Raw genomic sequence first — 11,769 nt, 5'->3', positions numbered from 1 at the left:
CGACCCGCCCGCGCGCACGGGCGGGTCGTCCACCTCTGCGGTCAGGCGGTGAGCAGGGCCAGGCCGTAGGTCGACAGGATCTCGTTGATCGGCTGGAACCAGGTCCGACCACCGGACGAGCAGTTGCCGTAGCCGCCGGACGTGACGCCCTGGGCCTGGTCGCCGGTGATGAACGAGCCGCCCGAGTCGCCGCCCTCGGCGCACACGCTGGTGCCCGCCATCTGGTGCACGTCACCCTGCGCGTAGTGGATCGTCTCGTTGCGGGACTGGATCACGCCGCAGTGCCAGCGGGTCGTGGAACCGGAGCGGCAGACCGAGGTGCCGACCGGGGCCTCCCACGAGCCGCGCACCAGCGCGTCGCTGACCGTGCCCCAGCCGAGGACGACCGGCGCGTTCCACCAGCCGCCGCCCGTGCGGACCCATGCGTAGTCGTTGCCGGGGAAGGAGGAACCGGCGAACTGGCCCTGCCAGGACCGGTCCCAGCCGTACACCTGCGCGCCGGTCCGCCCGCAGTGCCCGGCCGTGACGTAGCCGCCGTGCACCGAGAAGCCGATCGAGCAGCGGACGTTGCCGGTGTAGTACGGGTCGCCGCCGACGGTGCCCGCCGCGAACGGCACGGGCGCCGTGACGCCGGCGGTGTTCACCTCGATCGGGCCGAACCGCCTGGCCTCGGCCAGGAACCGCGCCACCGCCGCCTGCTGGACGCCGGGCTGGACGTTCACCACCACCGCGCCGCTGCGCGGGTCCGGGTGCCAGCTCGTCACCGCCGACGGCACCAGGCCGGCCGCGGACAGGCCGTCCACCCGGTCCTTCACGCGGTCGAGCTGCGCGGCCGTGCGGTCGACCAGCAGGGCTCGCGCGCCGGTGGCCTTCACCCGCTCGGCCGCCGCCCGATCGGTCACGCCGACCACCAGCACGCCCTCGTCCCGGTCGAACCAGCTGCCGCCGAACGACTCGCCGGCCGCGGTGCGGGCGGCGGGGGCCGTGCGGGCGGCGGTGTTCTCCTGCTCGATGCGGACCAGGGCCTGCTGCTCGGTGAGGCCGAACGCGGTCCGCATCGCGGTCACCAGCCCGGGTGACATCGGCTGCGCCGCTTGTGCTGCCGGGGCCACCACCAGGCCGCTGACCACCAGCGCGGCGGCCACACCGACCTTTGTCAACGTTGTCATGCGCACGCGATCCTCCTTGTCCACAGGGCGACCCGCGACCGGTGCGGGCCGGTCGCGCGCCGAGGCAAGAGTGAGAGCGCTCTCACACCACTGGTTCAGACCATGCCAACCCAGGAGGTTCCCCGTCAATCCCCTCGGTCCTAGAGCTCGAAGACCGGGTGGATGGAGTAGCTGCTCGCGTTCCAGGACTCGGTCGGGAACCCGCCGCCCTCCCCGTAGCGGTAGACGCCGGCGTCGCGCGGGATGACGAACGGCGCCCGGATCACCGTGCCGATGTGGAAGTCCTCGGCCGCGACGTACCCGCCTTCGGGCGTGTAGTACGAGACGACGTACTCCGCACCGGTGCTCACCGGGACCGGCGTGGTGAAGGTGATGGGCAGGAAGGGCTGCGTCACGGTCGCCTCTTCCTGCTGGTGCAGCAGCGCGCCGCCGGGACCCCAGACCCGGACCGTGATCGGCCCCTGGTACGCGCCCCGCTTCAGGTGGACACCGGTGAGGCGACCGGGCCGGTCCACCCGCACTCGCGCGCCCAGCTCCACCGGCAACCGGTCGACGTCCGCGACGGCGGACTCGTGCACGTGCGAGGTGCAGGGGCAGTAGACCGGCGCGAGCACACCGGGCGTGCCGACGTGCAGGACGAGCGGCTGGGAGCCGACGGTCCAGTCACCGTTGTAGGCGGCGCGCACGGTGACCGTCACGTCGCCGGGGGCCGTCGGCGTGTAGAGGAAGCGCCACGGCCAGTTGCCGTCCACGGGTAGCCAGGTGGCCCCGTTGTCCAGCGTGATCTCGGTGGCGTCGGCGTTGGAGCCTTCGCCGACCCCGGAGGTGCCGGTGATCAGCAACGGCTCCCCCACCTCCACGTGCGCGCCGGTGTGGGGCGTGCTGAACCCCGTCCAGGCGAGCCCCGCGGACGCCACCGGCGTGCCGAAGAACATCGAGGCCAACGCGACGACAACCACCACCGGTCTGCGCAACCGAACCATGAGCCCTCCCGGGCGATCAACGGGGACAGCCATCCCACCCCCGCCTGATGATCGCCCGATCCGGCCGTGGCGCTACGCGGGACGCCCAGAACACTGCAGGGCCTTCAACTCGATGGAGCGGATCTGCCGCCGGCTGCCCCGTCCGCGCCGAGTGGCTAGTCCCACCGTGGTTGCCACTCGACGCCGTCCGGCCATCCGCCGCCGTTGCGCAGGAACTCGTGGGCCGCGCGGCGTGCTTCGGCCAGCGGGATCTCCGCGTCTGCGGGGAACTCGGTGTCGGAGCCGGTGAAGTAGTAGGTGGGAGGCGGCTCTGCGGTGTACGGCCCTTTGCTGATACAGCCGTCAGGCTTGTCCGGCCCGAAGTAGTAGAGAACTCCCCGCCCGGTTCTGGCGTCCAGACCCACGTCCAGCAGCACGTGCCCCGGGTTGTCCGCTGTCAGCAGTTGGACGGTGGTGGGCATGTTCCAACCCACGACGGTGTCCAACACAGTGTCCAGCTCGGCCGAGGTGCGCACGGTGGTAGGCCCTTCGGCGTTCCGGTCGAACCATGCTTCTAGCGCCACCACGGGCGTGCACCTCCTGTGTACTGCTTGCGGAATCGTTCGCCTTTTTCGTTCGTGCCGTGCACGATGAGTGTGGCCCCTTCGGGGAGCAGGATCGGCACGAGGCCCTTGAGTCGAACGTCGGCTGCATTGACGTACTCGTCCCTGCCGCTGACGATCGGCTCGGCGGTGCCATTCGGGCCGAACCGTCGACCGTGCGTTTTCTGGCCGGTGTTGCCCACGACGGGCGGCTGTCGCTCGGCTGACCGATGTTGCGGCTGGACGGGCTGTGGGGCGTTCAGGCCCGGTGGCGGGGTGCCCTCGCCCGTGAGCGCGGTCAAGGCTGCCTGCGCCTGATCCATGCCCGCTCCGAGGATCTTCCACAAGTCGGTGATGCCGTCTTTCACCGCTGCGAACCGAGCCAGCACCTTTTCGGTGTCCGACTCCAGATGCACGGCCCCGCGCAGGTTCGCGGCCAACAGGTCGTGCGCCTCTTCCGCCAAGTCCTGCGCCTGCCCCAATGCGTCCCGGCACTTCGACGCCTGATCGCACGCCCGGGACACGCTCTTGGCCACTTCGCCGATCGACGCCACTCCGTTCCTTCCCGGTCTCAGCATCACCTGGTGTGTTCCCAACCCGTGAACCGCCCACATCACGAGAAAGTGCTTAGGGAGCGTCACGTAGGACGCTCGGGCGGGGGTCAGCAGGCGGAGGTGCCCCAGGGGCCGGGGGTTGAGTGGTCGGCGGGGGCGTTGATCTCGTAGGCGCAGGTCGGCACGGCGGTCAGGTCGTGGATGTCGGAGATGGTCAGGATCGCCAGGGGGCGGGTGGCGCCGGTTCGGGACTTGGCGAAGTCGATCGGGCCGGTGGCGCCCTCGAAGTCGTTCGGCTCCCGCAGTTCGTGCGCGATGGCGGCGCGGTGGGCGGGGCGGCGGGGGCCGGTGGGGGGTGACGGGTCCTCCGGGTTCGGCACCCGGTCCCGGGTTTCGTTCTCCCGCACGGCTTCCACGAACAGGCCGGCGGCGTCGTAGGCGAGTCCGATGCGCTCCCCCGGCCACGGCATGTGGTCGTCGGACTCCGCGAGCAGCCGGGCGAACTCCGCCACGCGGCTCGACCCGGAGGTCCGCTCGCGCACCCTCCGGTGACCCGTGCAGAACGCGGTGAGCGGCGGGGCGGCGGAGCCCGCGTCCGGCGCGTCGGGCACGCCCCTGGTCACGCAGTCCGGTCCGGACAGGACCACCCGGTGCCCCATCGACACGTAGGACACCGCGACGTTCTTGAACTGGTTCTGCAGCCGCAGGTCGCTCTGCGCGACGAACCTGGACGTGGTGTCGTCGCCGACGACCTCGGGCCGGTCGTTGCCGCACTGCTCCACGACCTCGGAGAGGAACCCGGCGAAGTCCCCCTCACGACCCGCGTAGAAGGCGATGTTCCCCCGACCGCAGACGATCTCGACCTCGCCGACCCGCCGGTCCCAGGGCCGGGTGGCGCCCTCGTCCGCGTCCAGCGCCTCCAGCAGCTCGTCGACCAGGCTGTCGAGGTAGTTGTCGGTCAGCGGCGGGTGGTAGACGGTGACGGGTTTGCCGACGTGGCGGGCGTGCTCGGCGATCAGCTCGGCCTGCACGCGATTGCCCGGCACCAGTTGGAAGTACAGCGGCGACCGGTTGCCCAGCACCTCGCCGGTCAGGGTGGTCGCCACCACCGGCGCGCCCAGGTCGCCGAGCGCGCCGATGGCGCTCTCGGTCGCGTCGACGGTCAGCCCCATGCCGATGACGCCGACGATCGTCGGGTCGGCGGCCAGCAGGGGTTCCAGCAGCTCGTCCACGACGGTGCGGGCGGCGGCCATGCCGTCGCCGCCGTTGACCACGACCACCCGCAGCAGCGGCCCGGTGGTGCTGGACTTGTTCCGGTCCTCCTGCTGGATCAGCAGCCCTTCCAGCTCTTCCGCCGTGGACGCGTCGGCGCCGGGGTCGGACACCGGGTGGGTCAGGTCGGCGAAGTAGGCCACGCTCACCAGCGTCCGGTCGCGGTTCTCGTCGTGCAGCCGCTCCGCCTCGGCGTTCAGCTCGAACACCGCCAGCTGGGCCGCCCGCAGCCGCCGGTCCTGGCCGAACACCTGCGCCGCGTCGTCGCTGTAGCCGACGCAGGACTGGATCCCGCCGATCCACGTGACCGCGACGCCGGGCGCCGGGTCGGGCAGGCAGTCGTGCTGCGCCCGCACCAGCCCCGCCGGGCCGCCGATCAGCGCCGCCGCCAGCAGCACGGCGGTCACCGCCCCGATCACGACGGGCTTGCGGGCGGGCACCGGTGGTTTGCGCGGCCGGATGTCGCCGAGGTCCTGCCACGCCGACTCGTCGGCCTGGCTGAGCGTGTGGTCGGGGACGCCGCCCGCTTCCGGCGCGGGCAGCCGGACGAAGACGAACCGCGCGTCGGGGCGCAGCGACTGCCGGTGCACGGGCAGCCCGTCCGCCCACGCGTCGAGTTCCGCCTTGATCCGGCTGACCGGCGCGACCGGTCGTCCCGCCCGGAGGTCCGCGGGCTTCTCCGCCGCGGTGGCGATCACCAGCAGCGGGTCGTGCTCGGTCGACTCGTTGCGGACGTCGTTGATGATCCGCAGGAGTTCCCAGCCGCCGTTGTCCTCGGTGAGGCCCGACAGCAGGACGACCGTGTACGTGGTCCGCTGCCAGCGGCGCAGCCGGAGTCCGCGCGGTCGGTAGGCCAGGCGGAGGTCCTGCAGGAACGCGTGCACGAGCAGCTTCTTGACGTGCTCGCCGTTCTCCTGGTCACGACGGCCGGCGGTGAGGCGTTCGGCGAACCCGGTGAAGGTGGTGGAGTGACCGGGGAGCACGAACGGCTGGCGCATCAGCCAACGCGGTTCGCGGCCGACCAGCGGCGCCCCGTGCACCCACAGCCGGAAGCGCAGCGGGCGGTGCCAGGCCATGAGCACCGCCGCCACGAGCCGGGCGGGGAAGGACTGCCCGACCGCTTGCTGCACCGCCGCGTGGCGCTCCACGTCGGACGCGCTGTCGGCGGGCGCGTACCAGTCGCGGAGTTCGCGCACGATCGCGCGGTCGTCCCGCCTGCCCTCGGGTGGCAGGTGCCGACCGGTGAGCCAGTCGACCAGCCGGTAGTGGCGGAAGGAGTTGAACCGGTCCTTGGCGAACCGGTTGGCGAGCAGCAGGCCGTGCAGGACGTCGAGCAGCGGCAGGAGCGGCGCCTCGCGCTCGACCGTCGACCACCGCTCGTGGGCGGTCGCCGCGGCCAGGTCCGCCTCCACGTGCGCGAACGGCACCTTGCGCTTGCGCCGGGGGTCGGCCCGGTCCAGGCGGACGGCCAGCGCCTTCGGCACGTCGTGCCCGCCCGCGTCGCGGATCAGGCACAGCAGCGGGAGCGGCCGGTCGCCGCGCAGCCCGTCCCGCCCTCGGCGCAAGCCCCACCGGGGCCGGTCCACGAGGTCCCGGACGACCGCCAGCAGCGCGTGCACCCCACGAAAGAGAGGGTCGTTCACCTTGGCCTCTTCCCGCCGGATTGATCCGGACAGTATCGAGGCGGCGGTTCGAGGAAATGGATGAACAACCCGAACCTGCATTCGAACGGAGGAATGCGCGGCGCCGTCCACCACGATTATTGCGGACGGCCGATCCGGTCCGGGGCGCCGACCGGCACGAGGGCGGCGCCCCGCCCGGTCACGAGTTGCGCAGGAAGCGGTCCAGGACGCGGACGCCGAATTGCAGGGCGTCGACCGGAACGCGTTCGTCGACGCCGTGGAACAGGCCGGAGAAGTCCAGGTCGGCGGGCAGCTTGAGCGGCGCGAATCCGAAGTTGCGGATGCCGAGCAGTTGGAACGACTTGGCGTCCGTGCCGCCGGACAGCATGTAGGGCAACACCTTGGCGCCGGGGTCCTCGGCGATGATGGACGCCGTCATCGCGTCGACCAGGGCGCCGTCGAACGTCGTCTCCACGGGCGGCAGGCCGAGCCATTCGCGCTCGACGTCGGGACCGAGCAGTTCGGCCAGCTCGCGGTCGAACGCCTCTTCGCGGCCGGGCAGGATGCGGCAGTCCACAGTGGCCTCGGCGGTCGACGGGATCACGTTGGCCTTGTAGCCCGCGGACAGCATGGTCGGGTTGGCCGTGTCGCGCAGCGTCGCGCCGATCATCCGCGACAGGGCGCCGAGCTTGCCGATCGAGCCTTCGAGGTCGTCCTCGGGGAACTCCAGCCCGGTGATCTCCGAGACGCCGGCCAGGAACTCGCGCACGGACGGCGACAGCACCACCGGGAAGCGGTGCTGACCGAGCTTGGTGACCGCCGCCGCGAGCTTGGCCACCGCGTTGTCGTGGTGGATCATCGAGCCGTGGCCCGCGGTGCCGCGCACCCGCAGCTTGAGCCACCGGATGCCCTTCTCGGCGGTCTCCACGAGGTAGGCGCGGACGTCGTCCTTGAGCGTGATGGAGAAGCCGCCGACCTCGCTGATGGCCTCGGTGACGCCCTCGAACAGCTCCGGCCGGTTGTCCACCAGCCACTTGGCCCCGAACTGGCCGCCCGCCTCCTCGTCGGCGACGAACGCGAAGACGATGTCGCGCGGCGGCACCACGCCGTCCCGCTTGAACCGCCGGGCGACGGCGAGGGTCATCGCGACCATGTCCTTCATGTCGACCGCGCCGCGACCCCACACGTACCCGTCCTGCACCGCGCCGGAGAACGGGTGCACGGACCACTCGGAAGCGTCGGCGGGCACCACGTCCAGGTGACCGTGCACGAGCAGCGCGCCGCGTGCCGGGTCGGCGCCGGCCAGCCGGACGACCACGTTGCCGCGGCCCTTCGCCCCGGACTCGACGTAGGTCGTCTCGTAGCCGACCTCGCTCAGCTTCTCCGCGACCCACTCGGCCGCCGCGCGTTCACCGACGAGCGTGGCCGGGTCCCCCGTGTTGGTCGTGTCGATCCTGATCAACTCGCTGGTCAGGGACACGACCTCGTCCTGCGCGAGCCGCAGCCCGGCCTCGTCTGCCAAGTTACTCACCGGGTCTTCCTACCACTCGCGAGGTCGGCTCGCGGCGGCGCGCGCCCACGGCGGTCGAACCGGGGTGAGGATCACGCCCGGGCGCGGTCAGCGCCCGATGCCGCGGACGACGGCCAGCGGGCAGGGCGCGTGGTGCAGCAGGCCGTGGCTGACCGAGCCCAGCAGCGCGCGGTGCACCGCGCCGTGCCCGTGGCTGCCCACGACCAGCAGGGCGGCGCCCTCGGCCGCCTCGACCAGCGCCTGGGCGGGCCGGTCCAGGGACACCACCCGCTCCGCCCGGACCTCGGGGTGGCGGGCGAGCGGCCCGGCCAGGGAGTCGGCGACCAGCGCGTCCGCCGACGTGCGGAGCCGTTCGTCGTCGAGCCCCAGCGCGAGCCCCTGGCCCCACGCGCCGCCCGGTGTCAGCGCGTCCACCGGCAGCCCCGTGGTGGCGTGCACGCCGACCAGCACTCCCCCGTGCCGTGCCGCGTGGTCCGCGGCGAAGTCGACCGCGCGGTCGCTCGGCTCCGAACCGTCCACACCGACCACCACCCGCCCGTCGTCGGGACCGGCGTCGCGGACGACCACGACCGGGCCCCGGTGGTGGTGGGCCAGGTCGGCGGCGACGGAACCGGCGAACACCCTGGCCAGGCCGGTCGCGCCGGACGAGCCCACGACGAGCAGGGCCGCGTCCCGGGCGACCTCGCCCAGCACGGCGGCCGGGTGGCCGTCGAACGACCTGGTCGTCACCTCCACGCCGGGCGCGACCCGCCCGCACTCGGCGGCGAGCTCGGCCAGGTGGTCGGTCGTGTACGCGCGCACCGCGTCCTCGCCGACGAACTGGGGCAGCGGCGTGGACACCGGTGTCACCACCACCTCGGGGAACGGTCCGCGCAGGACGTTCACCACGAGCAGGCGCAGCCCCCGGCCCACGGCCTCGCGCGCCGCCCAGTGCGCGGCCTGCCGCGACCGCTGCGAGCCGTCGAACCCGACGACCACCGCACCACGCCCCACCGCGCCGCTCGGCTCGCCGGCGCTTCCCGGGCTCGACATCGCCCACCTCCCGCGTTCGGGCGCGAAACCGATGTCAGCGGGGTATCCGGTGCGGTCGCGCCCACACGTCATCGGTGGTTCCGCGACATTCCGCCGGAAAAAGCGAATACCTTTCGGCGACGAGATCCCGGGACCCTGCGCACCCCTCAACGCGTGCCGCCGTGGCGGGGGCGACGGCACAACCGCAGGGCCTGGTGACGGCCGGCGTGGTCACCAGGGATCTCGTCGCACCGCGCAACCGGCCCCTCTGTTCCACTGCGAGACCGCCGAAGCGCTCTACCCCCAATACCAGTGGAACCGCCGTGGCCAGGCTACTGGGACCCCACCCTGGAATCAACTGCTGTTGCGGAGTAGCTTTTGACTCGCCACTCGCAGTGGAACTCGTGGCGAGGTGAAGCAGTCGTGCGTGCGAGGGGTGACCATGACCGCGGGCGATCAGCGGCTATTCGCCGATGTTCTCGACGGGTTGTGCCTGCGCCCCGGCGATCGGCCGCGGTACACGAATGTGGAACTCGCCGAGCGCATTCGCCTCGACGGCGGCGAGATCACGCACACCTACATCTCGCAGCTGCGGCGCGGTGACAAGGACAACCCCACCTGCCGCACCATCGAGGGGCTGGCCAACGCGCTGCACGTGCACCCGGCGTGCTTCGTCGGCGGGCGCGCCCGGCTGCGTGACGGCGAGCGGCCGGGGTGGCGGCGCGGCGCGGTGCGGCACCTGTTCGCCACCGTCTACCCGGTCGACCGCGGCCCGTTCTCGCCGGAGGAGGTCGCCGCCCGGATCAGCGCCGGCCCGTACGGCTCGATCTCGGCCAACCACATCCGCGAGCTGCTGGCGGGCACCAGCGACAACCCCAGGCTCAAGCACATCCTCGGCCTGGCCGGGGCGTTCGGCGCCGCGCCCGCCTACTTCTTCGACGACGAGCTGGCGGCCCGCGTCGACGAGCAGCTGGAGACCCGGCTCGCGATGGACAAGCTCGGCGTGAACACCGTCATCCTGCGCACCGCCGAACAACCGCCGCCGCCGGGCGTGCGGAACAAGATCCTGCTCGCGCTGGTGCGCGCGCTGCACCCGGGCGTGGCGGCCGAGGACGCCATCAGGCGGGCGCTGGAACCGGAGCGAGCCGATGACGAGACCCGGTGACGCGGCCGCGGCGGAGGCCGGGCGCCGGGCGGAGGTCGGATGAGGGGCAGGGAGCTGCGCGAGCTGAGCGACGGGCTGATCCGCGAGCTGGACCTGGACCGGTCCGCGACCGCCGAGGCGGTGTGCGTGCGGCTGTGCGAGGTGGTGGCCCGGCGGCTGCGGCGGGAGGTCGTGCTGCGGTTCGACGACCTCGGCGGGAGCGGCACGAGCGGGCTGTGGGCGGTCACCGAGGACGAGGTGCACGTCGTCATCGTCACGACGGCGCGCAGCTGGGTGCACCGGCTGCTGATCCTGCTGCACGAGATCGCGCACATGCTGTGCGGCCACCGACCGCCGCGCCTCGACGCCGAGGAGGGCCGGCTGCTGCTGTACCCGGACCTGTCGCCGTCGATGCTGCGCATCCTGGCGGGCCGGACCGACCTGTCCCGCAAGGAGGAGCGAGAGGCCGACCGGGTGGCGGGCGTGCTGACCCGGGCGTTGATCGAGTGGGCGGGCCGCCAACCGCACCAGCCCGCGCTGCCCGACGGTGACGACCTGGCCACGCGGGCCTGGTACACGTTCGGGTACTCGCCCGAGCGGGGTCACCGTGGATGACGTCCTCTACCTGCTCAGCGCCTGCGGGGTTTTGGCGCTGCTGGCGCACAAGTACCGGGCGTTCCGGCAGGCGCCGCCCGAGCACCGGGCCGCGGTGCTGCCCATCTGCCTGGCGTGCGCGACCGCCGCGCCCGCGTTCCTGTTCCTGGCGCCGGTGGTCGGGGTCAACGTCGACCGGCTCACCGGGGTGCCCAACCTGTCGGTGATCCTGGTGTACGGCTTCGGCGTCGCGTTCGTCGCGGCGAACCAGGCCATGCTGCTGTACTGGCGGCACCCGCCCGCGCGGGCGTGGCGGGCGACCCGGCGGGTGCTGGCCGCGTCCGCGGTGGTGCTGGCCGTGCTGGTGGCGCTGTTCGCGCTCGGCGCGCCCGGCGAGGAGCACCACGGCGACTTCCCGGCGGCGTTCGCCGACGAGCCGTACCTGGCCGAGCTGCTGGTGCTGTACCACGTCACGTACCTGGTGGGGCTGCTGAACGTGGTGCGCCTGTGCTGGCTGTGGGCGGACGGGACGCCGGCGGACCAGCCGTGGTTGCGGCGGGGGCTGCGGTTGAACGCGGTCGGCGTGCTGCTGGGGTCGTGCTACGCGGTGGTCGTGCTGGTGGCCGTCGTCGGCAGCTGGTTCGGCGCGGAGCTGGACTCGTGGAGCACGGCCGCGCCGAGGACGCTCAACCTCGCCGTGCCGGTGGTCGTCGTCGGCGCGAGCATCGCCGCTTGGGGGCCGAGGTTGTCCTACTGGGGTGAGCGGTGGGGCCGGGTTCGTGAGGCGGTGCGGGACCACGCGCGGTTGCGGCCGTTGTGGCGGGCGCTGCGGGCGGTCGACCCGGCGATGCGGCACGTGCCGGGGACGGTGCGGGAGCGGGTGGACCCGGAGCACCGGCTGTTCTGGCGGGTGATCGAGATCAACGACTGGGCGCACCGGCTGCGGGGTGGTCACGACCCGGCGGTGGTCGGGGCGGTGGAGCGGCGGGCGGCGGCGCTGGGGTTGGGCGAGGACGAGGTGTGGGCGGCGCGGGAAGCGGCCCGGATCAAGGCGGCGCTGGACGCTCGCGCACGCGGTGGCACGGCGGGCGGGGGCGCGGACGGGCGTGGTCTCGAACCGGCCCAGGACCACGCCGAGCAGGAGGGCCCGTTGCAGGCCAAGCACGCGTTCGCCGGTGAGCGCAGCCGACTCGTGGCGGTGGCCGAGGCGTTCGCCGGTCCCCTGGTGGCCGCCGCCCTGGCTGAAGCGGACCGGACCACCGGCGCCGCGATCCACCGCTGACCCCGCGGGAGAAGACCCGGGTGTCC

The 11,769-nt window shown here is 72.9% G+C and carries 10 protein-coding genes; 3 read left to right on the top strand and 7 right to left on the bottom strand.

What is annotated here, in order from left to right:
• Window positions 1-41 precede the first annotated feature (41 nt).
• The 7 genes from AB0F89_RS24925 to AB0F89_RS24895 form a co-directional block, all read right to left on the bottom strand.
• The gene (locus AB0F89_RS24925) at window positions 42-1,169 is read right to left on the bottom strand and encodes a S1 family peptidase (protein WP_367128002.1); all 1,128 of its coding nucleotides are present in this window, start codon (window positions 1,167-1,169) and stop codon (window positions 42-44) included.
• A gap of 140 nt (window positions 1,170-1,309) precedes the next feature.
• Entirely contained in the window at window positions 1,310-2,131 is an 822-nt protein-coding gene (locus AB0F89_RS24920) for a DUF4082 domain-containing protein (protein ID WP_367128001.1), read from the bottom strand.
• A gap of 176 nt (window positions 2,132-2,307) precedes the next feature.
• Window positions 2,308-2,715, bottom strand: a complete 408-nt coding sequence (locus AB0F89_RS24915) for an Imm1 family immunity protein (protein WP_367128000.1) — start codon at window positions 2,713-2,715, stop codon at window positions 2,308-2,310.
• Window positions 2,706-3,287, bottom strand: coding sequence for a hypothetical protein (locus tag AB0F89_RS24910; protein WP_367127999.1), 582 nt, complete (start codon window positions 3,285-3,287; stop codon window positions 2,706-2,708). Before AB0F89_RS24910 ends, AB0F89_RS24915 begins: the two co-directional genes overlap by 10 nt.
• Before the next feature lie 107 nt (window positions 3,288-3,394).
• A complete protein-coding gene (locus AB0F89_RS24905; RefSeq protein WP_367127998.1) occupies window positions 3,395-6,202 on the bottom strand; it encodes a hypothetical protein in 2,808 nt (935 codons plus the stop codon).
• A 178-nt stretch (window positions 6,203-6,380) separates the two neighbouring features.
• Window positions 6,381-7,703 (bottom strand): M20/M25/M40 family metallo-hydrolase, encoded by a 1,323-nt coding sequence (locus AB0F89_RS24900; protein WP_367139000.1) that lies wholly within the window; start codon window positions 7,701-7,703, stop codon window positions 6,381-6,383.
• Window positions 7,704-7,799: 96 nt separating this feature from the next.
• Window positions 7,800-8,744, bottom strand: a complete 945-nt coding sequence (locus AB0F89_RS24895; protein ID WP_367127997.1) for a universal stress protein — start codon at window positions 8,742-8,744, stop codon at window positions 7,800-7,802.
• Window positions 8,745-9,165: 421 nt separating this feature from the next.
• Between AB0F89_RS24895 and AB0F89_RS24890 the strand changes: the two genes are divergently transcribed.
• Genes AB0F89_RS24890 through AB0F89_RS24880 form a run of 3 tightly spaced genes read left to right on the top strand, consistent with a single transcriptional unit; the run spans window position 9,166 to window position 11,743 of the window.
• Complete coding sequence (locus AB0F89_RS24890) at window positions 9,166-9,888, top strand: hypothetical protein (RefSeq protein WP_367127996.1); 723 nt, start codon at window positions 9,166-9,168, stop codon at window positions 9,886-9,888.
• A gap of 39 nt (window positions 9,889-9,927) precedes the next feature.
• Window positions 9,928-10,482, top strand: a complete 555-nt coding sequence (locus tag AB0F89_RS24885; RefSeq protein WP_367127995.1) for a hypothetical protein — start codon at window positions 9,928-9,930, stop codon at window positions 10,480-10,482.
• Window positions 10,475-11,743: an MAB_1171c family putative transporter gene (locus AB0F89_RS24880; RefSeq protein WP_367127994.1), complete on the top strand. Its 1,269-nt coding sequence runs from the start codon at window positions 10,475-10,477 to the stop codon at window positions 11,741-11,743. The genes AB0F89_RS24885 and AB0F89_RS24880 overlap by 8 nt, the downstream gene beginning before the upstream one ends.
• Window positions 11,744-11,769: the final 26 nt, after the last annotated feature.

The sequence above is a fragment of the Saccharothrix sp. HUAS TT1 genome (genome assembly GCF_040744945.1).
In the GTDB taxonomy this organism is placed as follows: domain Bacteria; phylum Actinomycetota; class Actinomycetes; order Mycobacteriales; family Pseudonocardiaceae; genus Actinosynnema.
This window is presented reverse-complemented; position numbering and strand designations above follow the sequence as displayed.

Excerpts from the sequence above, each read along its gene's own strand:
- AB0F89_RS24925 (WP_367128002.1), bottom strand. The coding sequence starts at position 1,169 with ATGACAACGTTGACAAAGGTCGGTGTGGCCGCCGCGCTGGTGGTCAGC.
- AB0F89_RS24895 (WP_367127997.1), bottom strand. The coding sequence starts at position 8,744 with ATGTCGAGCCCGGGAAGCGCCGGCGAGCCGAGCGGCGCGGTGGGGCGT.
- AB0F89_RS24890 (WP_367127996.1), top strand. The coding sequence starts at position 9,166 with ATGACCGCGGGCGATCAGCGGCTATTCGCCGATGTTCTCGACGGGTTG.
- AB0F89_RS24885 (WP_367127995.1), top strand. The coding sequence starts at position 9,928 with ATGAGGGGCAGGGAGCTGCGCGAGCTGAGCGACGGGCTGATCCGCGAG.